The organism is Actinopolyspora mortivallis, assembly GCF_003001495.1.
In the GTDB taxonomy this organism is placed as follows: domain Bacteria; phylum Actinomycetota; class Actinomycetes; order Mycobacteriales; family Pseudonocardiaceae; genus Actinopolyspora; species Actinopolyspora mortivallis_A.
In genome coordinates, this window is record NZ_PVSR01000019.1 from 29,232 (window position 1) to 52,698 (window position 23,467).

Genomic DNA, 23,467 nt, shown 5'->3' on the forward strand with positions numbered 1-23,467 from the left:
CCCGCACACTAGTAGGGCCTGGTCACGTCCGGAGTCTCCGTCGGAGCTCGGGGCCCGTGGCGACGGAGCGGGGACGGGCATCCCGCCGCTCGGGCTCGTTCCGTCGACGGACCCGAGCGGCGGGAGCCCGGTCGTCCGCCTACTCCGGTTCGATGTAGGCGGTTTGGATGAGCTGCGGCCCGTCCTTGAGGCTGCGGCTGACCAGCGTCCCCCTACCCGGGGGCAGCTGGCGGGACTTGATGTTGCCCACCAGCTGGCCGTCGTCCTTGTTCGCGCTCATCGCCAGCCCGGGAGCGGAGGACTCCCGCATCTTGCCGATCACCGGTTCGAACAGCGCCCGGCCCGCCCCGCCGGAGTTGCGGGCGATGACCATGTGCAGGCCGACGTCACTGGCCTGCGGGACGAAGTCGGCCAATGGTTGCAGGGGGTTGTTGCCCTGCGGCGCCACCAGTTCGTAGTCGTCGACGACCACGAACAGTTCCGGTCCGGACCACCAGGAGCGGTTCTTGAGCTGCTCCTGGGTGACGTCCGGGCCGGGCAGGCGCTTCTTCAGCGCGTTGCACACGTCGTTGACGTTGCTGCGCAGCTGGTCGGCCGAGACCGCGTACTCCAGCAGGTGCCCCGAGTCCAGGAAACCGAGCATGGTGCGCCGGTAGTCCACCAGCAGGATCAGCGCCTCCTTCGGCGTGTAGCGGGCCGTGATCCCCCGCACGATGGTGCGCAGCAGCGAGGTCTTGCCCGCCTCCCGCTCGGCGAAGGCGTAGAAGTGCGGCTCGGCGTCGAAGTCCAGGTAGACGGGGTGCAGCCCGTCCTCGTTGATGCCGATCGGCACCAGCCGCTTCCTGGGCTGCTGTTCCGGGGCGGGCAGCTGCTCGTAGGGCAGCAGCTCGGGCAGCAGCCGCACCTTGGGGGCCGGTTCGCCCTTCCAGGCGTTGCGCACCCTGGTGACCAGGTCCGTCACCCCGTCGGACAGGTCCTCGTTGTAGGCCTGCCAACCGACGCGCTCACCGAGGTTCTCGCTGTCCACCCGTGGGATCGCCGTGAGGAAGTGCAGCTTGCTCGGGTGCAGACCGCGCCCGGGACGTCCCGAGGGCACGTTCAACGCGACCTTGCGGTCCACCTCGGACTCGCTCGGGTCACCGAGCCGAAGCTCGAAACGGGTGCCGATCAGGTCCTTGAGCGCGGGCCGGATCTCGGCCCACCTGTTGGCCGAGACGAAGACGTGCACCCCGAAGGTCAGCCCCTGGGAAGCCAGGTCCAGCACGTCCTGTTCGAGGTTCTCGAAGTCGTTGCGGAACGCCCCCCAGCCGTCGATCATCAGGAAGACGTCGCCGTAGGCGTCGTCGGTGATCTCCCCACGCCGTTTCCGGTTGCGGAAGTCACCCATCGAGTCGATGCCCAGCCGCTGGAAACGCTCCTCGCGCTCGGTGACCAGTTGCTTGAGCTCGGCGACGGTACGTCGCACCACGTCCTGGTCCCGACGGCCACCGAACCCGCCCACGTGGGGCAGTCCGCGCAGCGCGGCCATGGAACCACCGCCCAGGTCGACGCAGTAGAACTGGGCCTCCTGGGGGGTGTGCGTCAGCGCCATCGAGGTGATCAGCGTCCGCATCAGGTTGGACTTGCCCGACTGCGGGCCGCCGACCACGGCACCGTGCCCGTTGGCGCCGCCCAGGTCGACGATCATGTGGTCCTGGCGCTGCTGGTAGGGCATGTCGATGATGCCGACCGGCACCTGCAACCTGCCGTTGCCCACGTTGCCCGCCGGGGTGTAACCGCGGTCCTCGGTGACCGACAGCGGCGGCAACAGGCTGTCCAGTGTGGGCGGAGCGTCCAGCGGGGGCAGCCACACCTGGTGCGCGGGCGGTCCCTGCCCCTGCATCTTGTTGATCACGAGCTGGAAGTCGGTGTCGGCCATCCCGTCCCCGTCGTTGTCGACCCCGGCCTCCTCCGGCTCCGGTTCCGGCTCCGGCAGCTCCGGCTCGGCCGGGGGCTCGACGTAGTCCGACACGAAGAAACGCGGACGCTTCTCCCCCGTGACCGGGGAGGCGGTCACCGTGCGACGCCGTCCGCCGCCCTGGTGCATGTGGCCGGACACGTAAGCGGCCCGGAAGCGCTCCATCCCACCGGGGTGCTTCAGATAACCGTGTCCACCCGTGGCCGGCAGGTCAGCCGCGTCCGGCACCCCGATCGCGGCCCGGGACTCGGCGGCGTTGAAGGTCTTCAACCCGATCCGGTAGGACAGGTGCGACTCCAGCCCGCGCAGCTTGCCCTCCTCCAGGCGCTGCGAGGCCAGCAGCAGGTGCACCTGCAACGAACGACCGAGCCTTCCGATCATGTTGAACAGCTCGGAGAACTCGGGCTTGGTGGCCAGCAGCTCGGAGAACTCGTCGATCACCACGAACAGGGCGGGCATCGGGGCGAGGTCCGCGCCGGCCTGCCGCGCCTCCTCGTAGTCCCAGACGTTCTTGACCTTGGCCTTGTTCAGCTCCTCCTGGCGACGGTTCATCTCCCCGGCCAGGGCGTCCTGCATCCGGTCCACCTGGGTGAGGTCGTCGGCCAGGTTGGTGATCGTCGCCGACACGTGCGGCGCCGCCTCGAACCCGTTGAAGGTGGCACCACCCTTGAAGTCGACCAGCACGAAGTTCAGCGCCGTCGAGGAGTGCGTGGCCATCAGCCCGAGCACGATCGTGCGCAGGAACTCGGACTTTCCCGAGCCCGTGGCGCCGATGCACAGCCCGTGCGGGCCCATGCCCCCCGAAGCCGTCTCCTTGATGTCCAGCGAGACGATCTGGCCGTCCTCACCGGGACCGATCGCCACCCTGTAGCGCTCCGGGATGGGGCGCGGCCGCCACGCCTCGTTGAGGTCGAAGGTGATCGGATCCCCGCTCAGCCCGAGCTGCTCGATGTAGTTCAGCGGAGTGGTCAGCGGTTCCTGACCGCCGCTCTCCGCCTCCGCCTGGGTGCGCACCGCCATCCGGTACGGGGCCAGCTGCCGCGCCAGCGCGGTCGCCTCCTCCTTGCTCAGCGAGTCCGGCGCGCCGAACCACTCGACGTTGTTGCCGCTGCGGGCCCCGATCCGGTCCTGCTCGACGACCATGCGCATCCCGCGCTTCGTGGTGACCGCGCCGAGCACGTCGGACAGATCGACGAGGGTCACCCCGGTCAGGCCGCCCTCCAGCATGATCTGCTCCTCGCGGCTGATCTCCGCGTCGTCGAGCACGATCACGATGTGCGGACCGTCCGGAGGGGTGTTGTTCCTGTTGAACCGCGGACGACCTTCGAGCTGGTCGGCGAGCATCTCCTCGATCGCACGCAGTGAACCCGCCATCAGGCGCTGCTGACCGATGCCGTCGGTCAGCGTGGGGTGCTGGGCGTGCGGCAGCCACTTGACCCAGTCCCACTCCACCCGGGAACGGCCCCCGCTGGCCACCGCGATCATCACGTCGTCCGGGGTGTGGAAGGTGGCCAGCTGCGCGGTCATCGCGCGCGCCAGGGAACGGGTCAGTTCCCGCTCCCCCTGCAGGCCGATGGCGGCGAACCCGCGCAGCGAGGTGGCCACCGGAAGGTCGGAGACCAACGAGTGCGCCCGCACGAAACGCCGCAGCGCCAGCGTGCTGATCGGTTCCAGCTCGTCCACCGGGCCCGTCTGTGGCGGAACCAGCCGCGTCTCCAGCCGCTGCGCCCCCAGACCGACGCGGATCTGGCCGAAGTCGCTGTCGCCGGCACGGCGCTCCCACATGCGACGGCTGGCCGCGATGGACCACAGCGTCGAGGGGTCGGGGTGAATCCAGGTCCGCGCCAGCCGCTGTTCGTCGGCGGCCTGCCGGGCCCGCTCCCGCATCTGGCCGAGATACCGCAGGTAGTCCTTGCGGTCCTCGTTCATCTCGGCCTTGCTCTGACCGCCGCCGCCCTGGTTCCCACTGGCCATCATGCCCACAGTGGACACCAGCATCATCATCGGCATCATCATCATCATGGGATTGCTTCGGGCCCGCTGAAGCATGAAGACCATCATTCCCAGTGATGCCACGATCATGACGGCCGGAAGGAGTTTCTGGACGATGTTGCCCGGCACCGTCCGCGGAATCTCCGGTGGCTGTTCGAGATGCACCTCTCCGCCCGGCGGCTTGGGAGCGGCCATACGTGGCGGTCGCTTGAACTGCAGCGTGCTCACCGGACGCAGCACCCTTCCATGTTGTCGGCGATCTGACGTCAACTGCGCAAGCAGCATTCTGTAACCGGCCGTTTCTGCGAACCGGCGGGGGTGGGAACAGGCGGGCCCGACCGCGGCCCGATCGGCCACTCGCCCCAGGACAGACCCGTGCCGGACGAGTTCGTCCGAACCCACCCCGTGAACCGACCGATGGGGCCATACTAGAAGAACGCAACGGCGTGATGGGGCGATTCCGCCGAAACGAACCCCGCTTGGTTGGATCGGACCGAACACGCGCACAGACACTCGAACGACCGAACGGAACGGAAAACGAGGGAGTAGGGGGCCCAAGTGGCGACCGGGACCACGGTGTTCAGCCGCGTGACGGTGGTGGCGCCGAAGACTCGTATAGACCTCGCGCTGCCCGCTGACGTCTCGGTGGCGGACCTGCTGCCGATGCTGCTGGACATGGCACACGAGGCCACACCGGACGGTGGAGCACGCCACGGAGGCTGGTGCCTGGCCAGGCTGGGCGACGCCCCGCTGGACACCAGCCAGACCCTGGCGTCGCTCGGCATCGTCGACGGGGACATGCTGCAACTGCGCCGCAAGTCGGACGATCCGCCACCGCCGCTCTACGACGACGTGGTCGACGCGCTGGCGGAGGCCGAACCCGGCAGCTACCGCCCCTGGACGAAGGAGACCGCGGCCAAGACGGGACACGCCGCCGGAGCCCTGGCCATGATCGCCTCGGCGGTCGCCCTGGGCATGGCGACCCTGCCCCAGGGAATGATCTTCCACGTCGTCGCGGCGGTGACCGGGCTGGCCGTGGCGATCTTCGCGACGGGAACCGGCGCCATCGTCACCCGCGCCTACGGGGCCGCGACCACGGGAACGGTGATCTCGGCCGCCGGCGGGCTGCCGATGGCCTTCGTGGCCGGGTTGAACATCGTCCCGGGCCAGGAAGTACGCCCCAAGTTACTGCTGGCCTCGGCGCTGGTGCTCATCTTCGCCTCGGTCTCGCTCATGGTGATCGGAGCCGGGATCATCACCTTCATCGCCGCGGCCACACTGGCGCTGTTCGCCGTGATCGGCTTCGTGGTCGCCACCCTGGTCCCCGCGGCGACGCTGCCCGGCATCGCCGCCGGAGCCGCCGCCGTGGGCCTGGCGGGGATATCGATGCTGCCCAGGATCACCATCCAGCTGGCCAAACTTCCGCTGCCCCACGTCCCCGGAAGCTCCGAGGACCTCAAGGAGGACGGCGGTTTCCCCGACTACCACGAGATCCAGCGCCAGTCCGGCCTCGCCCACCAGTACATGACGGGCCTGATCATCGGCTGCGGCACCACGGCCGCACTGGGTGCGATCTTCGCGACCACCGCCTCCAACATCTGGGGGTTCCTGCTCGCCGTCGTGGTCGCCACCGTGCTGATGCTGCGCGGCCGCAACTACGCGAACGGCAGCCAGGCGATCGCGCTGCTGCTGAGCGGGCTGCTCGCCGCGCTCGGCGTCACCGTCGAACTGCTGCTTCCCACGGCCACCACCCCGCTGCAGAAGCTGACCTGGATCTTCTGGCCGCTGCTGCTGCTCGGGATCGCCGCCATCGTGCTCGGCGTGGTCTTCCCGAACAAGCGCTTCTCCCCGGTGCAGCGCCGCAGCGTGGACATCATCGAGGCGGTGCTGATCGCGCTGGTGCTCCCGCTGGCGCTGGGAGTCATGGACGTGTACATGACCATCCGCGACCTCAACATCGACTTCCTGTGACGTGGCCACGGCGGAACCGGGCGATTCCGGGGAACGAGCCACGGCCGGTCCGTTTCGGAACCGGCCGAGGGTGCCGCGCGCGTGCCGCGCCGCCCCCGGAGCCGTCGACGTCCGAACCACTCCCCGGAGGGGACAAGTGATGCGCTCAACCACATCCGTGCGTCGTGACGGACTGCGACGCGTACTGGCGGTCTCCGCCGCGTGCGGTGTTCTCCTGGTGGGCGGGACGGTGCCTCCGGCGGTGGCGCAGGAGGAGACCGACACCGCGGACAGTCCCTTCTCCCCGCCCGCCCTGAACCCGGAGTTCACCGCCAGCTCCGACAAACTGGCCCCCAACGGGGCCTTCACCAAGCAGCAGGCCTGCATGAGCGCCAGCGAGTCCGGGCCCACGATCGAGGAACAGCCCTGGAGTCAGCGGCTGCTCGGATTCCGCCACGCCCACGAACAGGGCCTGCTCGGCGACGGACAGAAGATCGCCGTGATCGACACGGGAGTCAACCAGCACCCCCGGCTCACCCCGCGACTGGAGGACGGCGGTTCGCTCATCACCGGCGGGGCGCTGAGCGACTGCGACGGGCACGGCACGATCGTGGCGGGCATCATCGCCGCGCGGCAGTCCGAGCAGACGGGATTCGTCGGTGTCGCCCCCGAGAGCACCATCCTGTCCATCAGGCAGTCCTCCTCGGTCTACCAGGACAGGGACCGGGGAACCACCCCCGGCACCACGGCGAGCATGGCCCAGGCCATCAACAGCGCGGTCAGCCAGGGGGCCGACGTGATCAACGTCTCCCAGGCCTCGTGCCAGTCCCTGGCCCGTGCGAGCAACCCCCTGGACCAGGGCAACCAGCAGCTGCACAACGCGGTCAGAAACGCCTACGAGAACGAGGTGATCGTCGTCGCGGCGGCGGGCAACGCGGGCGGACAGTGCGAGAAGAACGCCCCGGACGACCCCAGCACCGCGGTACTGCCCGCCTGGTTCGACAAGTACGTGCTGACCGTGGCGGCGGTGAACCAGCACGGCGCCCCGTCCGAGTTCACCGTCCCCGGCCCGTGGGTCGACGTGGCCGCTCCCGGGGAGAACCTGATCGCGCTCGACCCCGGCGTCGGCGGCAGCGGCCTGGTCAACCGCGTGGTGCACGGCTCCGACAACGAGCCCCAGCCCATCCAGGGAACCAGCTTCGCCGCCCCCTACGTCTCCGGGCTCGCAGCCCTGATCAAGCAGAAGAACCCCCAGCTGTCCGCCGAGCAGGTGATGCGGCGCATCACCGAGACCGCCCAGCACAACGGCGGGGACAGCGACATCATCGGACACGGCCTGATCAACCCGATGGCCGCGGTCAACGACGTCGTCCCCGCCGAGCACGGCGCCGCGCCCCCACCGGTGGAACCACGCCACCTGCAGGCGCACGTGTTCCCGCAGCGCAACTGGGCGGCCATCGCGGTGGCACTGGGCGGAACCGTCGGGGGAGCCGCCACGGTGCTGTTCGTGGCCTTCCTCGTCAACGCGCTGCGCAGGATGCGCGGCAACACCGGCACCACCCCCGGCGACAGGTCCTGAAACCCTCCGAGCACCGCTTCCGAAGCCGAAACGGGCCGGGTCCCGAGCAGGACCCGGCCCGTTCGTTCGGAGGAAACCGCACGCGACGGTTCCCGAGGGCCGCCGAGGTACCCGGGCGCACGGAGAACACGGGGCCGGTGCGGTGAGCCACCCGGCGGTTCGCTCCGGAACCCGGCACCTCAGCTTCCGGTCGAGGCCGAAACCCCCGGACGGGAGTCCGACTCCTCCTCCGGAGGACGGTTCACCCCGGCTTCGGAGTCCATCGGGATGGAGTCGTAGACGACGCTGGCCTGGGCCGGATCCAGGAAACTCCCGGACGGCAGCGAACCGAGCACCGCGGCCGGGGCCGAGCCGACGTCGGAGGCCCCGTTGACGACCCCCAGCCCCTTGGCCGTGGCCAGGTCCTTGATGCCGTAGGTGACACCACGGTCGGAGACCAGGTAGAGCGGACCGCCCTCCGCCGTGTCCGGGCCGGTGGTACCGCGCACCACGGCCGCCTTGCCCGGGGGCATGTAGAAGTAGTCCACCCGTGGGCCCTGGCCGTCGTACTGCGCCAGCTTCACCGGGGCCTGCGGGGCGGGCGAGGACGATCCCACCGTGACGGTCACCCGCTGCTCACCGGAGGTGTTGCTCCAGCTCAGACAGGAGGTTTTCGCCTCGGAGAACGGGATCGGCCCGGGAACGCCGGTGGGGAAGTGCCCCACGTCCAGCTCGTCTCCCTCGGAGGCGTCGTCCACATCGGTCAACACCCCGGTGGCGTTGGGGATCTCCTGGGCGGAGTACCGCGCCGCGTGCAGCACCGCGGCCGCGCCGCGGCTGATCCGCTGCTTGCCGCTGTCCAGCAGGACGAAGTACTCGAAGTGCTCACCGTCCGGACCGGGCACGGTGCGGGAGACCACGTCCCCGAGTCGGTAGGAGCCGCTGTCGTACTCCGGTGTGCCCTCCGGCAGCTCCGGAACGTCCAGGGAGTCGACCTCGGGAACGGCGTTGAGGGTGTTCGTGCTGATCCGCCTCGGCACCGCCCCGTTCAACTCGAACATCTCCGTCACGGCGGGATCGGCGTCGGTCACCTCCGCCTTGACCACCCGCGTGCTCGGGCGTTCGGGAACATCGGCGCGATAGACCAGGTAGCGCTGCTCGGAGCTGTCGTCCTCGACGTAGAGGGCCCGGTCCACGGGCAGCTCACGCCCCCGGTTCGCCACACCACCGACCACCGTGGTCTCCACAGTGGCCGTGGCCTGCATCCGCTCCGGGCTCAACGCGTTGTTCAGCCGGGCCACATCACAGATCGCCCAGGAGGGGTCGGCGGACTGCTCCGGGTCCGGCAGGAAGTTCGGCGCGTTGGGGATTCCCGTCTTCGGGCCGCGCGGCAGCTCGGCCAACGCGGCCTCCTTGACCTTCGTCGGTTCGACCGCCTGGCCCTGAGCGTTTCCCTTGGCCATGACCAGCAACTTCGCCGAGGCCATGTTCAGCATCGGCACCAGTCGCTTGTCGGTCTCCTCGTCCGAGGTGACCACGTAGACGCTGCCGCTCTCCTTGGCGATGACCACCGAACCCGGCTTGGGAACGGTTCCCTGGCCACTGAACAGACCCCAGACCAGGAAACCGATCATCCCGATGCAGGAGATGATCGCGCCCGCGATCGTCGCGCGTTTGTGCGACCCCAGGGGGTCGTGCAGCATCACCGCGTCCTTACGGGCGAGCGCGGACTCCATGCGGCGTATGACGAACCTGTAAGCCTGGACTTGTGATTTCGTCGTGGGTGTTGATGCCATTCTTCGCCTAAAGCTCTCCCGTCCGAGGTACCGTTCAGCAGGGTAGCCGGGAAAGGGTGCCGCGTGGGTACGGTTCGACCGACTCGGCGCAGTATTCTCGTCGACCGGCTACCGGGACCCGCACGCGCCCGCACCCACAGTGGGCAGACGCATCTACCTGCGAGGGGGAGAGACCCAACGGATGTCCGTGACCACACAGCATCCGGCCCAGTCGAAAGCGTCCGGATCCTCCGGCGCCGGGCCCACGAACACGCCGCGGGCACGAGTTCAGGCGCGTCGGCGCACCACGGGAGCCAGTCTCGGCGCGGTACCCGTGTCGAACATCGTCGTGCTGGAGATCGGCCTGGCGGCCGGTCTCGTCATCGTCGCCGTCAACCAGGCACTGTGGCCGGTCGCGGCGGGAGTGGCCGGACTCGCCCTGATCCTGGCGCTGTTGCGCCGACGCGGACGATGGTTCACCCAGATGTTCGGGCTCGTGCTCGACTACAACTTCCGCAACCACACCAGCGTGGTGGAGCCGGTCACCCCCGGTCTGACCGACGGGGGAGACGAGAACGGCGACGGGGTCATCGGCCCGGACGAGAACCACCGCGTCTCCCTGCTGCGGCTGGTCGTCCCCGACCTGGTCGTCGCCCACGGACAGGACCACGACCGCAACCACGTGGGGATGGCGTTCAACGACGGGAAGTGGACGGCCGTGCTCATGGTGGAGCCGACCCCGTCGCTGGTCACCGAGATCGGCAAGTCCCCCAACCTCCCGCTGGGGACGCTGACGCCCTGCCTGGAGGACCGCGGTGTGGTGCTCGACGCGATCCAGGTGATCTGGCACTGCTACCCGGGCAGCGCCTCGCTTCCCTCCAACTCCCCCGCCCTGAACTCCTACCTGGAGGTGCTGGGCCCGCTCCCCGCCGCCGCGCGCCGTACCACCTGGATCGCGGTGCGGCTGGACCCGAAACGCTGCGCCAAGGCCGTGGGCGAACGCGGCGGCGGAATCGTCGGGGCGCACCGCGCGCTGATCGGCGCGCTGTCCCGCGTGCGCAGCGCGCTGGAACGGGAGTCCGTGCCCACCAGGCCGCTGGACCCCGACGAGCTCCTGCAGGCGGGGATCGCCTCGGCCGAGCTCCAGTCCGTGCTGGGGTCGCAACGCCCCGTGGGACTCAAGGAACGCTGGGACGGCGTCACCGCGGGGGGCGTGGGCCACTCCAGCTACGCCATCACCGCCTGGCCCGCCCGGATGAGTCACAGCCTCAACGCCCTCACCGGGGTCCGCGCGCTGTCCTCCACGGTCTCGATCTCCATCTCCCCCGCAGGTGAGGACAACGAGGTCGGAATGCGCGGACTGGTCCGGGTGAGCGCCCGCACCCCCGACGAGCTCGACGCCGCCGACGAACGACTGCGAACCATCAGCGACAAACTCGGAGTGACCTTGACGCCGCTGCGTGGACTGCAACTGGCCGGTTTCACCGCGACCCTCCCGTTCGGAGGTGCGGTATGAACCGCAGCAGGACCATCGACACCCCGGACGACCTGCGCGCCACCGTCCCGGAGTTCCTGGTTCCCCCGGAAACCCTCGACGCGGTGAGTCCCTCCGGCGACCGCGGCGGAATGATCATCGGTTCCGGACCGCAGGGCGAGCCGATCTCGACGTCGATCCTGCGCCCCCAACCCACCCGCATGGTCACCGTCGGCGGGCTGTACCTGGCCCGTCAGATCGCGCTGCGCGCGATGGCGACCGGGGCCTGGGTGATCGTGGCGACCGGTCGTCCCGAGCCGTGGAAGATCCTGGAGCGGGCCGCCGGGGAGACCCCCGACGGTCACCCGGTTCCGCTGGTGCAGATCAGACGACTCACCCCCTTCGACCTGCCGCGCTCCAGCGAGGACGCCCCGCTGCTGGTCATCCACGACGGCGGCGCGGTCCCCCAGGAGCTGTTCCCGCCGCGCTCGGCCTGGCAGACCACCATGTACGTGCTGCCCTACCTGCACCCGCAGGTGGGCAGCGGCACGGCGGCGAACACCGCCGACCTGGTGCTGCTGCAACGGCTTCCCGTGAACCAGGCGCAGCTGGCCGGGCGGATCTGGCACCTGCACCCGCCGCAGGTGCACCAGCTGACCATGATCAAGGACGACGCGCTCATCGCCCTCGGCAACATGGTCTGGACGCCCATCCAGCTGGTCACGAACAAGCGTGAGCAGGAGATCCTGGGGCCCATCCGCCGCGGGGACTGACCCCTGCCCGGCTTCCCGGTTTTACCCAAAACCGGGGGCCGCCCCCCGGGGGAGAGAGCACTCGATTTTAGGCAAAACCGGGGGAACGCTCGTGGAGCTTCGCACGTATCCGCTGGACCAGTTCCCGAGACTCACACGTCAGCTGTTCCGAAGTGACGACGATCACGTGCCACCCTCGCGCCCGTAGAGCGGCCAGTCTGCGCTGGTCACGATAGAACCGGCGTGGATCGCCGTGCCAGGCTCCGTCGTACTCGACAGCGAGTTTCGCCTCCTCGAACCCCAGATCCACCCGCGCGATCACCCCACTCGTGCCCCGGACCTCCAGCTGCGGAGTGGGACGCATCCCGGCGAGCACCAGAGTCACGCGCAGCACCGACTCGGGAACCGACTCCGCCCGGCCGTCCAGCAGGTCGAACACTCTGCGCACCCGGACGATCCTGTCGTCACTCCGGCCTTCCAGATGGGCGGCCAAACGCGGGATGCTGACAAGCCCCGCCCTGATCACAGCGTCACAGTAGGCCACTCCGTAGGCCACGGAGTGACGCACGAGCATGTCGAAACAGGCACGTTCCACGGTGGCGACGTGGATTCCTGCCCACGGGACCTTCTCGGACTCACGGCATCGGACGTCCCAACTGCGGATCCCGTGGGCACGCTTGCACCCACTCACGATGACCTCCACGGGATCGCTGCCTCGCGCGAGCGGAACACCGTAAAGCGTCGCGGCGGAACGTCCGGTCAGCACCGCCCGTGAGGGCAACCGCAGCGCGGCGGCCGAACAACGTAGGTGGTGTGTGGGCGGGACCGTGGGACTCCGGTACACACCGTGCAACACCCGCCGGTGCGACATGTTCCGGAGACAGGAGTCGGTCAGACCACTCCGTAGTGCCTGCTGGCGGGTGCACAAACTGTCGAAAGCGGGAGCCATGATCGTCGGTTTCATGTCTCCAGCATGAGGAGACGGGGGACGGGTCACATCCCCCGTGTCGTCGCCCCGGGGATAACACACCCGGTTGTGGACAACTGCCGATTTTAGGCAAAATCGCCCTCCCCTAGAGGGAGCGGCGCGCCCTGGTGGTGCGGGCCCGCTCGGCGAGTTCCTCGTCCGGCGGATAGTCGACTCCGACCAGGGTCAGCCCGTGCGCCGGGGCCACCGAGCTGGTCCGTGTCCCGGAACCCAGCATCTCGGCGGGCCAGCCCACGGAACGTCTCCCGTCACCGGCCATCAGCACCGAACCCACCAGGCTGCGCACCATCGAATGGCAGAACGCGTCGGCGCTGACCCGCGCCACCAAGTAGTGCTGCTCCACCCGCTCCCAGCAGAAGGTCTGCAACTGACGCACGGTGGTGGCCCCCTCGCGCTTCTTGCAGAACGCCGCGAAGTCGTGCAGGCCCAGCAGCCCCTCCGAGGCCCGGTTCAACCGGTCCACGTCCAGCGGGCGGTTCCAGGCCAGGGTGTCCCGCCGGCGCAGCGGATCCACCCCCCACGGCGCGTCGGAGACCCGGTAGCGGTAGTGCCGCCGCATCGCGGAGAAACGCGCGTCGAAGCCGGGCGCGGCGGCGACGGCCCGCAGCACCCGCACGTCACCGGGCAGGATCCGGTTCCACCGGAAGCACAGCCTGTCCAGGTCCGGCAGCCCGTGCTCGTCGACACCGAGCCGTCCCGCCTCCTCGGCAGCCAACGGGACGACGTCGACGTGCACCACCTGCCGATCGGCGTGCACCCCGGCGTCGGTGCGTCCAGCGACCACCACGGGTCCCGCCAGCCGCTTTCCCGGGGGCTGCTTGTGCAGGGCGTCCTCCAGCAGTTCCTGCACCGTCCGCAGCCCCGGCTGACGCGCCCAACCGGAGAAGTCCGTGCCGTCGTAGGCGAACTCGATCCGAACACGAACGAACCCGCCCTCCCCTTCGGGAGCGACGGGTTCGTCGACCACCTCGGCAGACACCGGTGTCAGGACTCCTTGTTCGTGGAGTCCTCGTCGCTGTCGCCGGCGGAGCCCTCGGAAGCGGCCTCCGTGGCCGCTTCCTCGGCCCCGGAGTTCTCCTCGGCGGAGTCCGCCGCGGCCTGCTCGGTGGACTGCCCGCTCTGCTGGTCCTTGGCGAAGGTGGTGCCCCGGGCGGCCTCGGCCTCGGTGGTGGCCATCTTCTCGTTGACGAGTTCGATGATCGCCATCGGGGCGTTGTCGCCCTTGCGCGGCATGGTCTTGACGACCCTGGTGTAGCCACCCGGGCGGTCCGAGAAGAACGGACCGATCTCGGCGAAGAGCTTGTGCACGACGTCCTTGTCCCGGATCGTCTTCAGCACCTCGCGACGGTTGTGCAGGTCACCCTTGGTGGCCTTGGTGATGAGTCGCTCGGCGAGCGGCTGGACCCGCTTCGCCTTCGCCTCGGTGGTGGTGATCCGCCCGTGCTCGAACAGCGCGGTGGCGAGGTTCGCCAGGATATGCCGCTGGTGCGACGGCGACCCGCCAAGACGCGGACCCTTCGTTGGCCTGGGCATCGGTTGCTCCTCTCAAGGTGCGGCCGGAAACCAGTCCGCGAAGCGCGGTTACAGCTGCTCCGTCTCCGCGTAGTCCTGGCCGTCGTCGTCATAGCCGTTGTCGAAACCGCTGTCGTAACCGCCACCGAAACCGGTGTCGAAACCACCGGGGGACGACATCCCCTGCGGCATGCTGGTTTCCTCCGACCAGCTCTCGGAGGGGTACTCGGCGGCCGCGGCCGACGGGTCGAATCCGGGCGGGCTGTCCTTCAGCGTCAGGCCCAGACCGACCAGTTTCATCTTGACTTCGTCGATGGACTTCGCACCGAAGTTGCGAATGTCCAGCAGATCCGCCTCGCTGCGCGAGACCAGTTCGCCGACGGTGTGGATGCCCTCGCGCTTGAGGCAGTTGTACGAACGCACCGTCAGGTCGAGATCCTCGATGGGCATCGAGTAGGCGGCGATCGTGTCCGCCTCGGCCGGCGAGGGGCCGATCTCGATCCCTTCCGCGTCGACGTTGAGTTCCCGGGCCAGGCCGAACAGCTCGACCAGGGTGCGACCCGCCGAGGCCACCGCGTCCCGCGCGGTGATCGAGGGCTTGGTCTCCACGTCGAGCACGAGCTTGTTGAAGTCCGTGCGCTGTTCGACACGGGTCGAGGTGACGTCGAAGGAGACGTTACGCACCGGCGAGTAGATCGAGTCCACGGGAATCCGGCCGATCTCGGCGCCGGACTCCTTGTTCTGCGCGGCGGGGACGTAACCGCGTCCGCGCTCCACCACGAGCTCGATCTCCAGCTTGCCCTTCGAGTTGAGCGTGGCGATGTGGAGATCGGGGTTGTGCACGGTCACACCGGCCGGGGGGACGATGTCGGCGGCGGTGACGTCACCGGGGCCCTGCTTGCGCAGGTACATGGTGACCGGCTCGTCGTCCTCGGAACTGACGACGAGCTCTTTGATATTCAGGATGATGTCGGTAACGTCTTCCTTGACACCCGGAATCGTGGTGAATTCGTGGAGCACACCGTCGATACGCAGGCTGGTCACGGCCGCGCCCGGGATCGAGGACAGCAGGGCACGGCGGAGCGAATTACCGAGGGTGTAACCGAAGCCGGGCTCCAGCGGCTCGAAAGTGAACCGGGAGCGCGTCTCCGAAATAGGCTCCTCGGACAGTGAGGGTCGCTGGGAGATGAGCACTGTCGTTTTTCCTTTCCACACGGCGCCCGCCATTTTACGCCGAAGGGATGGCGTGCCCGCTGCGAACAGTGGGCGGGGTGGGGGTGTGGCACACCCCCACCCGTACCGGACCGCGGAGCAGCCATCGGTGCGGTAGCCGCTCCGCCCAGTGTCACTTCGAGTAGAGCTCGACGATGAGCTGCTCGGTGACCGGCGTGTCGATCTGTGCCCGTTCCGGCAGCTGGTGCACCAGGATCCGCAGCGAAGACGGCACCACCTGCAGCCAGGCCGGAGCGGGCCGCTCGCCCAGGGTTTCCTTGGCGATGATGAACGGCGTCGTGTTCAGCGACTTCGGCTTGACGTCGATGATGTCGAACTTCGAGACCTGGTAGCTCGGGATGTCCACCTTCCGGCCGTTGACCAGGAAGTGCCCGTGGTTCACCAGTTGGCGGGCCTGCCTGCGGGTACGCGCGATTCCCGCGCGGTAGACCACGTTGTCCAGGCGGGCCTCCAGCAGCTGCAGCAGGTTGTCACCGGTCTTGCCGGGCCTGCGGTTGGCCTCCTCGTAGTACGAGCGGAACTGCTTCTCCAGCACCCCGTACGTGTAGCGGGCCTTCTGCTTCTCCTGCAGCTGCAGGAGGTACTCGGTCTCCTTGATGCGCCCACGACCGTGCTGCCCCGGCGGGTACGGACGACGTTCGAACGACTGGTCGCCGCCGACGAGGTCGACCTTCAACCGGCGGGACTTGCGGGTCGCGGGACCGGTGTAACGAGCCATTGGTGTCTACTCCTCTCCCGCTTCTCAGACCCGACGCCGCTTCGGCGGGCGGCAGCCGTTGTGCGGCTGCGGGGTCACGTCCTGGATGGTGCCCACTTCGAGGCCCGCGGCCTGCAGCGAACGGATCGCCGTCTCCCGACCGGAACCGGGGCCCTTGACGAAGACGTCGACCTTCTTCATGCCGTGCTCGGCCGCCTTGCGGGCGGCGTTCTCCGCGGCCATCTGGGCCGCGAACGGAGTGGACTTGCGCGAGCCCTTGAAACCGACGTGTCCGGCGGAGGCCCAGCTGATCACCGAACCGACGGTGTCGGTGATCGACACGATCGTGTTGTTGAAGGTGCTCTTGATGTGCGCCTGTCCGTGCGCTACGTTCTTTTTCTCCTTGCGCCGGACCTTCTTGACGGCCCCGGCGCGTCCCTTCGGTGGCACTACTACTCAGCTCCTCGCGAGGTTTACTTCCTGGCCTTCTTCTTGCCCGCGACCGTCTTCTTCGGTCCCTTGCGAGTACGGGCGTTGGTCTTGGTCCGCTGCCCGTTCAGCGGCAGGTGGCGGCGGTGCCGCATCCCCGCGTAGGAACCGATCTCGATCTTCCGGCGAATATCGGCCTGGACCTCGCGGCGAAGGTCACCCTCGACCCGGTAGTTGTTCTCGACGTGCTCACGCAGCGCCGAGATCTGGTCGTCGTCGAGGTCCTTCGCACGGGTGTCGAAGGGGATACCCGTGGTCTGCAGGATCGTCCTCGAACTGCTGCGGCCGATGCCGTAGATGTAGGTCAGCGCGACCTCGATGCGTTTGTCACGCGGGAGGTCGACACCAGCGAGCCTTGCCATCTGGCAGGTACTCCTCACTCGTCGTGCCAGGTCTTCTCCCCGACCGTCCCCGTGCCGGTGGCGCGCCTGCCCGTGCGGGCCCCGTGGGGCCGCCGGGACAACCACCGCCGTGCACGAAGCCCCGGCCTGGTTCCGGGGGTGGACCGACTCAACTCCCGAGCCGGCAGGTTCCGGGGAGGTCCCTTGTCGTTTGTTCGTCGTTGTGTCCGGCCACTGCGACGACCGGCTGCCGGTCAGCCCTGACGCTGCTTGTGACGCCCGTTGTCACAGATCACAAGGACTCGCCCGTGCCGGCGAATCACCTGGCAGTTGTCGCAGATCCTCTTCACACTCGGTTTGACCTTCACGGCCGTGCTCCCCTGCTCGCCAAGCGTGTCCGTCAATCCCGGACACCGTGGAGGTCACTTGTAGCGGTAGACAATGCGCCCACGGGAGAGGTCGTAGGGAGACAGCTCCACGACGACCTTGTCCTCGGGCAGGATGCGGATGTAGTGCTGGCGCATCTTGCCACTGATGTGCGCGAGGACCTTGTGGCCGTTCTCCAGCTCGACCCGGAAGGTCGCGTTGGGGAGCGGCTCTATCACCCGACCCTCGACCTCAATGGCCCCGTCCTTTTTGCCCATGTCCTCCGCGTTTCGTGACGGTGACAGTTCATCTTCTCGGTATCGCGTACCGCTTTCTTCCCGCTGGACGCCGGAACCGGCACCAAGGGCAGGCTCACCCCTGCGCGGTCCGTGGGTTCCGCCGCCGTCGACGAGTTAGCCTCGACGACACGCCGCAGGAACCGCGGTCGTCCCCGTACGGAAAGACCATGCCTTGACCCACCGCTGGATCACGGCTGCTCCTGCGAGCAGAACGGCATGACGAACCGACGCCACGAGTGCGCCGGTCCTCCACTGTACGCGCACACGCGAATGCCACCCAAATCGGGGCTGGACATGGCGTGTCGACGGACATGGAGTGATTGCGTGAACACGAAAAGTATCAGTCGCACCGTCGGAGAACAGCCGACGCTAACAGCCCGCCCCGTCGTCGGCGGTCAACGGGGGCCACTGCCACGCCCCCGCCGGCAGGCACACGAGGAGAACAGGTGACAGCCCAACACCACGGCAAACACGTCCCGCGCCGGATGACCGACAGCCCCGCCCTCGCGGAGTACCGGCGTTTCTTCGCCACCGCCCTGCGCAACCCCACGACCGTCGGAGCGGCCACCCCGACGTCGAAGGCCGTGGCCAGAACGGTGGCCCGGTTCCTGCCCACCACCGGCTCCCCCACGGTGGTGGAGCTCGGGCCGGGAACGGGCTCCCTCAGCGACGAAATTCACACCAGGCTTCCGGCCACGGGCAGACACGTCGGCATCGAACTGAACGAGGACCTCGTCCGCCACCTGCGTGCCCGCCTGCCCGGTATGGAGAGCGTCCACGCGGACGCGCGCGAACTGCGGCACACCCTCACCCGGCTCGGCGTCGACTCCGCCGACGCGATCGTCAGCAGCATACCGTGGTCCCTGCTGGCCGCCGACGTCCAGCGCGACATCCTGGACCAGTGTCGTCGGGTTCTCACCCCCGAAGGGAGGTTCACCGCCCTCACCTGCCTGCCGATGCAGCACAGCCCCGCAGGCAAGCGCTTCCGGACGGAACTGCACTCGACCTTCGCCGAGGTCGGAACCCGGATCGTCTGGCGCAACCTCCCCCCGCTGCTGCACTACGCCTGCACCGGACCGCTGCCCGAGCGCGACTGACCCCGCCCGGTCGACGGCGGGGCCCCGCGACCGCCACGGGGCGCGGCCCCGGACGGCGGGGGCGCACCGCGGAGCGGCCCGTGGTGTGCTCCCGCACGGGCCCCACGAACGCTTCCGAAAGACCTTCTCAGAAGGCGGTCAGCACCCAGGGACCGTCGGCGGTGACCGCCACCGTGTGCTCCCAGTGCGCGGCGCGGGAACCGTCCAGCGTGACCACGGTCCACTCGTCGTCGAGCTCCTCGGTGTCCGGAGGACCGAGCGTGAGCATGGGCTCCACGGCCAGGGCCATGCCCTCCCGCAGCTTCGGGCCCTTGCCGGGCCTGCCGAGGTTGGGCAGGAACGGCTCCATGTGCATCCGCGTGCCGATCCCGTGCCCGCCGTACTCGGCGATGATCCCGTAGTCGATCCCGTCGGAGGAGGCCGCCGCCCGCGCGGCGGACTCCACGGCGTGCGAGATGTCGGTCAGCCGGTTACCCGCCACCACCTGGTCGATCCCCGCCCACATGGCGCGTTCGGTCGCCGCCGACAGGGCCCGGTCACGGGCGCTGACCGATCCCACCGGGATCGTCACGGCGGAGTCCCCGTGCCACCCGTCCAGGATCGCCCCGCAGTCCACCGAGATCAGGTCACCGTCGGCGAGCACCTCCTGTTCGGAGGGGATGCCGTGCACGACCTTCTCGTTGACCGAGGCGCAGATCGAACCGGGGAAACCGTGGTAACCCTTGAAGGAGGGCACCGCCCCGGCCTCCCGGATGACGCTCTCGGCCACGGAGTCGAGCTCCGCTGTGCTGACGCCGGGCTCGGCCCGCTCGGTCACCGCGGCCAGCGCGCGTGCCACCACGAGACCGGAGGCACGCATGGCCTCGATCTCGCCCTTCGTCTTCACCTCGATGCCCTTGCCCCGCCGAAGCACTGTGTCCCCTCTCGTCCGGTCGGCGGTCCCCGAGCCCCTCCCGGGCGACCACCGTGCGTTCCTCACCGGAGCACCCGACTGCCGTGCCCGGAAACAACGGAACGGGGCCGGCCGTGCCGTGGTGGGCACAGCCGGCCCCGTCCGACCGACCATAGTCGCCCGGCGCCGGGACGCGCGCACCGCCTCCGTACCGGGGGCCTCCCCGCGCCGGGTCTCAGGTTCGGGTGCGCAGGGCCTCCAGCGCCCGGGAGGAGACCTCCTCCACCGGTCCGAACGCGTCGATCGTGATCAGCTTGTCCCGGTAGTAGTCCAGCAGCGGCGCCGTCTCCGAGTCGTACACGTCCAGCCTGCGCCGGATGAGGTCCTCGGTGTCGTCGGAGCGTCCGCGCTCCAGCAGGCGGCGGACGAGCTCCTCGCGGGGCACCTCGAACTGCACGACGGCGGAGAGCTCCATGCCGTTCTCGGCGAGGATGCCGTTGAGCACGTCGGCCTGCGGCGTGGTGCGCGGGAATCCGTCGAGCAGAAAGCCCTCGGCCGCGTCGGCCGCCTTCAGGCGCTGGCGCACCATCTCGTTGGTGACCTCGTCCGGTACCAGTTCACCGGCGTCGAGATAGCTCTTGGCCTCCTTGCCCAGTGGCGTGGCGTTGTCGATGTTCTCCCGGAACAGATCGCCACTGGAGATGTGGGGGACCGCGAGATGTTCACTCAGCACGGCCGCTTGGGTGCCTTTGCCCGCACCGGGCGGGCCGACCAGAACCAATCGCACCAAGGGTCTGCCTCCGAATCCGTGATGATGGCCTGGGCCACCGTTTGGCGGGCGCTCGGGCCCGTCTGTCATCGCACGTCCGCGTCCTCTTCCGATCTCCCGCGGACCTCTCCGCCGAGGTAACCGGCTGCGCGGACACCGAGCGATCGACACCGTAACCGAAGCCGCCGATTCCGCCATGGCTTACGCCTGAAGTGTGGGAAACCACTCCCGCCGGTACCCGCCCATCGGACGAACGCCACTCCGGAAGCGGACGGAGGCCACCGTCCGCACGGACTTCGATCCTACCGGAGGAAACCCTCGTAACTGCGCTGCGTAAGCTGGCTCTCCACCTGTTTGACGGTGTCCAGCCCCACGTTGACCATGATCAGCACCGCCGTCCCGCCGAACGGGAAGTTCTGTGCCCCGCTCTGGTCCCCGCCGGTGACGCCGAGGAAGAAGTTCGGCAGCACCGCGATGATACCGAGGTAGAGCGCACCGGGCAGCGTGATCCGGGAGAGCACGAACCCGAGGTACTCGGCGGTGGGCCGTCCGGGACGGATGCCGGGGATGAACCCGCCGAACTTCTTCATCTCGTCGGCACGTTCCTCCGGGTTGAACGTGATCGAGACGTAGAAGTAGGCGAAGAAGATGATCATCGCCATGTACAGCAGGATGTGCACCCAGCTGGAGGGATCCACGATGTAGTTCTGGATGAACCTGGCCCACCAGGTGTTCTGGTTGCCCGCCAGCTGGCCGAGCAGCTGGGGCAGGTACAGCAGCGAGGACCCGAAGATGACCGGGATGACACCGGCCTGGTTGACCTTCAGCGGCAGGTAGGTGGAGGTCCCGCCGTACATCCTGCGCCCGATCATGCGCTTGGCGTACTGCACCGGGATCCGCCGCTGGGCCTGCTCGACGAACACGACGCTGGCGATGATGACCAGCCCGAAGGCGCAGATCACGGCGAACACGAAGCCGCCGCTGTTGGTCAGGATCTTGCCGCCCTCGGCGGGGATGCGGGCCGCGATCGAGGTGAAGATCAACAGCGACATGCCGTTGCCGACACCGCGCTCGGTGATCAGCTCGCCCATCCACATCAGCAGTGCCGCGCCCGCGGTCATCGTGACGACGATGACCACCATGTTCAGCACCGAGCCGTCCGGGATGACCTCCTGCTGGCAGCCCGGGAAGAGCTGCCCGCGCACGGCCAGCGCGACGATTCCCGTCGCCTGCAGCACGGCCAGCGCCACCGTGAGGTAGCGGGTGTACTGCGTCAGCTTGGCCTGGCCGGACTGACCCTCCTTCTTGAGCTGCTCGAAGCGCGGGATCACCACCTGCAACAGCTGCACGATGATGCTGGCGGTGATGTAGGGCATGATGCCCAGCGACAACACCGACAGCTGGAGCAGGGCTCCGCCGCTGAAGAGGTTGAGCAGCGAGTACACGCTCTGGTTCTCGCCCTTCAGACCCTCAACACACTGCTGGATGTTCGGGTAGGAGACCCCGGGGGAGGGAATCGTGGCACCGAGCCGGTACAGCACGATGATCCCCAGTGTGAACAGGATCTTGCGGCGCAGATCCGGCGTTGTCAGAGCCGAGCGGAATGCGCCGAGCACGCAGACCTCCTGTGCGCGAGCCGGTAGTCACCGGCCGGTGTCGGTGGCCGACCCACGAGTCGCCCACGGCTGGATTCCGTCAACAGTGCCGTTCGTACACGGAACTGCCGCACGGACTCTAACAGCATCCTCCCGATCTTTCGTAGCCACCTGCGCACAGCGGCGACAAACGGACAGCCCGCCGACGCGGAGGGTGAGCACCGGCCGACGCGACAGGTGCAGCGGCCCGGAAGTGGGCCCATCGGACGGGTGGTGGGAGAGCGGAAGCGGCGAGTGCGGCCTCCGGTCGATCCCTCACCGCCGCACGGACGATGATGCCTCCCCCGATCAGAGGACACACAAACGGGGTCGGCCTTCCGCGGAAGGCCGACCCCGTTCTCGACCGATGATCACGTGCCGTAACCCGGGAGGCGAAAAACCACCCGAAGGAATACGGCGGATCCTCAGCGTTCCCTCTTGGTGGCGGTACCACCGGCAGCGGTGATCTTCTCCCTGGCGCTGGCGGTGAACGCGTGCGCGGTCACGTCCAGCTTCACACCGTCGAGGTCACCGTCACCGAGGATCTTGACCGGCTGGCCCTTCTTCAGCAGCCCGGCACCGATCAGTTCCTCGACGCCGACCGTGCCTCCCTGCGGGAAGGCCTCGGCCAGCCTGCCGACGTTGACTCCCTTGTACTCGACCCGGTTCGGGTTCTTGAAGCCACGCAGCTTGGGCAGCCGCATCTGCAGCGGCATCTGCCCGCCCTCGAAACCGGGCGGCACGGTCTTCCGGGCCTTGGTGCCCTTCGTGCCCCGGCCCGCGGTCTTGCCCTTGGAACCCTCACCACGACCGACACGGATCTTGCCGCGCTTGGCTCCCGGGGCGGGCCGCAGATCATGAATCTTGATGGTCATCACTCGACCTCCTCGACCGACACGAGATGGCCGACCGTGTGGATCTGGCCACGGACCATGGGGTTGTCCGGGCGGATCACGGTCTGGCCGATCTTACGCAGCCCGAGGCTCCGCATCGTCTCGCGATGGTTCGGCTTCCGCCCGGCCAGTCCACGCTTCTGGGTGATCTTCAGCTGACTCATCCGGTTCAGACCTCCTGACCCGCACGCTGGCGCAGCATCCTGGCCGGAGCCACGTCCTCCAACGGCAGACCACGCCGAGCCGCGACCTCCTCGGGACGCTGGAGTTGCTTCAGCGCCGTGATGGTCGCCTGCACGATGTTGAGCGCGTTACCGCTGCCCAACGACTTGCTCAGCACGTCGTGCACGCCGGCGCACTCCAGCACCGCACGCACCGGGCCACCGGCGATGACACCGGTACCCGGGCTCGCCGGACGCAGCAGCACCTTGCCGGCGGCGTCCTCGCCCTGAACCGGGTGCGTGATCGTGCCCGCGACCCGCGGAACGCGGAAGTAGTTCTTCTTGGCTTCCTCGACCCCCTTGGCGATGGCGGAAGGCACCTCCTTGGCCTTGCCGTAGCCCACGCCGACGAGGCCGTCGCCGTCACCACAGACGACCAGGGCGGTGAAACTGAACCGCCGGCCACCCTTGACGACCTTCGCGACCCTGTTGATGGTCACGACACGCTCGAACTGCGGGGATTTTTCCTGGGCCGCCCCGCCACGGCCACCGTCGCGGCGGTCCTTGCGGTCCTTGCCGCCGGATTCCGAACCGCCTTCACGCCGAGTGCGTCCAGGCATCAGGCGTCCCTTCCGTTA

22 protein-coding genes are annotated in these 23,467 nt (G+C 68.6%); 5 read left to right on the top strand and 17 right to left on the bottom strand.

The window, feature by feature from the left end:
- Nucleotides 1-139: 139 nt before the first annotated feature.
- Nucleotides 140-4,177, bottom strand: a complete 4,038-nt coding sequence (gene eccCa, locus CEP50_RS11855) for a type VII secretion protein EccCa (protein WP_106114047.1) — start codon at nt 4,175-4,177, stop codon at nt 140-142.
- Between the two features lie 330 nt (nt 4,178-4,507).
- Here eccCa and eccD point away from each other — a divergent pair, with 330 nt between their 5' ends.
- Nucleotides 4,508-5,920, top strand: coding sequence for a type VII secretion integral membrane protein EccD (gene eccD / locus CEP50_RS11860; RefSeq protein WP_106114021.1), 1,413 nt, complete (start codon nt 4,508-4,510; stop codon nt 5,918-5,920).
- A gap of 139 nt (nt 5,921-6,059) precedes the next feature.
- Nucleotides 6,060-7,478: a type VII secretion-associated serine protease mycosin gene (mycP, locus tag CEP50_RS11865; protein WP_181188349.1), complete on the top strand. Its 1,419-nt coding sequence runs from the start codon at nt 6,060-6,062 to the stop codon at nt 7,476-7,478.
- Between the two features lie 179 nt (nt 7,479-7,657).
- On the opposite strand, the gene eccB is transcribed toward mycP, so the two are convergent.
- The gene (eccB, locus tag CEP50_RS11870) at nt 7,658-9,253 is read right to left on the bottom strand and encodes a type VII secretion protein EccB (RefSeq protein ID WP_106114023.1); all 1,596 of its coding nucleotides are present in this window, start codon (nt 9,251-9,253) and stop codon (nt 7,658-7,660) included.
- A gap of 313 nt (nt 9,254-9,566) precedes the next feature.
- Here eccB and eccE point away from each other — a divergent pair, with 313 nt between their 5' ends.
- Entirely contained in the window at nt 9,567-10,748 is a 1,182-nt protein-coding gene (gene eccE, locus CEP50_RS11875) for a type VII secretion protein EccE (protein ID WP_181188350.1), read from the top strand.
- Nucleotides 10,745-11,479, top strand: a complete 735-nt coding sequence (locus tag CEP50_RS11880; RefSeq protein ID WP_106114025.1) for a hypothetical protein — start codon at nt 10,745-10,747, stop codon at nt 11,477-11,479. Before eccE ends, CEP50_RS11880 begins: the two co-directional genes overlap by 4 nt.
- A gap of 67 nt (nt 11,480-11,546) precedes the next feature.
- On the opposite strand, the gene CEP50_RS11885 is transcribed toward CEP50_RS11880, so the two are convergent.
- The 9 genes from CEP50_RS11885 to infA all read right to left on the bottom strand — a co-directional run bounded on the left by CEP50_RS11885 (nt 11,547) and on the right by infA (nt 17,362).
- Nucleotides 11,547-12,422 (bottom strand): DUF559 domain-containing protein, encoded by an 876-nt coding sequence (locus tag CEP50_RS11885; RefSeq protein ID WP_106114026.1) that lies wholly within the window; start codon nt 12,420-12,422, stop codon nt 11,547-11,549.
- Between the two features lie 109 nt (nt 12,423-12,531).
- Entirely contained in the window at nt 12,532-13,434 is a 903-nt protein-coding gene (gene truA / locus CEP50_RS11890) for a tRNA pseudouridine(38-40) synthase TruA (RefSeq protein WP_374957093.1), read from the bottom strand.
- Nucleotides 13,431-13,979, bottom strand: a complete 549-nt coding sequence (gene rplQ / locus CEP50_RS11895) for a 50S ribosomal protein L17 (RefSeq protein ID WP_106114028.1) — start codon at nt 13,977-13,979, stop codon at nt 13,431-13,433. Before rplQ ends, truA begins: the two co-directional genes overlap by 4 nt.
- A 48-nt stretch (nt 13,980-14,027) precedes the next feature.
- On the bottom strand, nt 14,028-15,152 hold the full coding sequence (locus tag CEP50_RS11900; RefSeq protein ID WP_019852844.1) for a DNA-directed RNA polymerase subunit alpha: 1,125 nt from the start codon (nt 15,150-15,152) through the stop codon (nt 14,028-14,030).
- Nucleotides 15,153-15,303: 151 nt separating this feature from the next.
- Nucleotides 15,304-15,909 (bottom strand): 30S ribosomal protein S4, encoded by a 606-nt coding sequence (gene rpsD / locus CEP50_RS11905; RefSeq protein WP_019852843.1) that lies wholly within the window; start codon nt 15,907-15,909, stop codon nt 15,304-15,306.
- Nucleotides 15,910-15,933: 24 nt separating this feature from the next.
- Nucleotides 15,934-16,338 carry a 30S ribosomal protein S11 gene (gene rpsK / locus CEP50_RS11910; RefSeq protein ID WP_019852842.1) on the bottom strand — a complete coding sequence of 135 codons (405 nt, stop codon included), beginning with the start codon at nt 16,336-16,338 and terminating at the stop codon, nt 15,934-15,936.
- 23 nt (nt 16,339-16,361) lie between these two features.
- Nucleotides 16,362-16,739 carry a 30S ribosomal protein S13 gene (rpsM, locus tag CEP50_RS11915; protein ID WP_106114029.1) on the bottom strand — a complete coding sequence of 126 codons (378 nt, stop codon included), beginning with the start codon at nt 16,737-16,739 and terminating at the stop codon, nt 16,362-16,364.
- Nucleotides 16,740-16,972: 233 nt separating this feature from the next.
- The gene (gene rpmJ / locus CEP50_RS11920) at nt 16,973-17,086 is read right to left on the bottom strand and encodes a 50S ribosomal protein L36 (RefSeq protein ID WP_106114048.1); all 114 of its coding nucleotides are present in this window, start codon (nt 17,084-17,086) and stop codon (nt 16,973-16,975) included.
- A 54-nt stretch (nt 17,087-17,140) separates the two neighbouring features.
- Nucleotides 17,141-17,362, bottom strand: a complete 222-nt coding sequence (gene infA, locus CEP50_RS11925) for a translation initiation factor IF-1 (protein WP_017976785.1) — start codon at nt 17,360-17,362, stop codon at nt 17,141-17,143.
- A gap of 467 nt (nt 17,363-17,829) precedes the next feature.
- On the opposite strand from infA, the gene CEP50_RS11930 reads away from it, so the two are divergent.
- Nucleotides 17,830-18,480, top strand: coding sequence for a class I SAM-dependent methyltransferase (locus CEP50_RS11930; protein WP_106114030.1), 651 nt, complete (start codon nt 17,830-17,832; stop codon nt 18,478-18,480).
- A gap of 127 nt (nt 18,481-18,607) precedes the next feature.
- Here CEP50_RS11930 and map read toward each other — a convergent pair whose 3' ends face one another.
- From map to rpsE, 6 genes are all read right to left on the bottom strand, one after another.
- Complete coding sequence (map, locus tag CEP50_RS11935) at nt 18,608-19,393, bottom strand: type I methionyl aminopeptidase (protein ID WP_106114031.1); 786 nt, start codon at nt 19,391-19,393, stop codon at nt 18,608-18,610.
- Nucleotides 19,394-19,607: 214 nt separating this feature from the next.
- Nucleotides 19,608-20,162 carry an adenylate kinase gene (locus CEP50_RS11940; RefSeq protein WP_106114032.1) on the bottom strand — a complete coding sequence of 185 codons (555 nt, stop codon included), beginning with the start codon at nt 20,160-20,162 and terminating at the stop codon, nt 19,608-19,610.
- A gap of 281 nt (nt 20,163-20,443) precedes the next feature.
- Nucleotides 20,444-21,757 (bottom strand): preprotein translocase subunit SecY, encoded by a 1,314-nt coding sequence (gene secY / locus CEP50_RS11945; RefSeq protein ID WP_106114033.1) that lies wholly within the window; start codon nt 21,755-21,757, stop codon nt 20,444-20,446.
- 443 nt (nt 21,758-22,200) lie between these two features.
- A complete protein-coding gene (gene rplO / locus CEP50_RS11950) occupies nt 22,201-22,650 on the bottom strand; it encodes a 50S ribosomal protein L15 (protein WP_106114034.1) in 450 nt (149 codons plus the stop codon).
- Complete coding sequence (gene rpmD / locus CEP50_RS11955; protein WP_106114035.1) at nt 22,650-22,832, bottom strand: 50S ribosomal protein L30; 183 nt, start codon at nt 22,830-22,832, stop codon at nt 22,650-22,652. The genes rplO and rpmD overlap by 1 nt, the downstream gene beginning before the upstream one ends.
- 5 nt (nt 22,833-22,837) lie before the next feature.
- Entirely contained in the window at nt 22,838-23,449 is a 612-nt protein-coding gene (gene rpsE / locus CEP50_RS11960) for a 30S ribosomal protein S5 (RefSeq protein WP_106114036.1), read from the bottom strand.
- Between the last annotated feature and the right edge of the window lie 18 nt (nt 23,450-23,467).

Excerpts from the sequence above, each read along its gene's own strand:
- CEP50_RS11885 (WP_106114026.1), bottom strand. The coding sequence starts at position 12,422 with ATGAAACCGACGATCATGGCTCCCGCTTTCGACAGTTTGTGCACCCGC.
- rpsM (WP_106114029.1), bottom strand. The coding sequence starts at position 16,739 with ATGGCAAGGCTCGCTGGTGTCGACCTCCCGCGTGACAAACGCATCGAG.
- rpsE (WP_106114036.1), bottom strand. The coding sequence starts at position 23,449 with ATGCCTGGACGCACTCGGCGTGAAGGCGGTTCGGAATCCGGCGGCAAG.
- mycP (WP_181188349.1), top strand. The coding sequence starts at position 6,060 with ATGCGCTCAACCACATCCGTGCGTCGTGACGGACTGCGACGCGTACTG.
- eccB (WP_106114023.1), bottom strand. The coding sequence starts at position 9,253 with ATGGCATCAACACCCACGACGAAATCACAAGTCCAGGCTTACAGGTTC.
- rpsD (WP_019852843.1), bottom strand. The coding sequence starts at position 15,909 with ATGGCTCGTTACACCGGTCCCGCGACCCGCAAGTCCCGCCGGTTGAAG.
- rpmD (WP_106114035.1), bottom strand. The coding sequence starts at position 22,832 with ATGAGTCAGCTGAAGATCACCCAGAAGCGTGGACTGGCCGGGCGGAAG.
- infA (WP_017976785.1), bottom strand. The coding sequence starts at position 17,362 with ATGGGCAAAAAGGACGGGGCCATTGAGGTCGAGGGTCGGGTGATAGAG.
- rplQ (WP_106114028.1), bottom strand. The coding sequence starts at position 13,979 with ATGCCCAGGCCAACGAAGGGTCCGCGTCTTGGCGGGTCGCCGTCGCAC.
- rplO (WP_106114034.1), bottom strand. The coding sequence starts at position 22,650 with ATGACCATCAAGATTCATGATCTGCGGCCCGCCCCGGGAGCCAAGCGC.
- CEP50_RS11880 (WP_106114025.1), top strand. The coding sequence starts at position 10,745 with ATGAACCGCAGCAGGACCATCGACACCCCGGACGACCTGCGCGCCACC.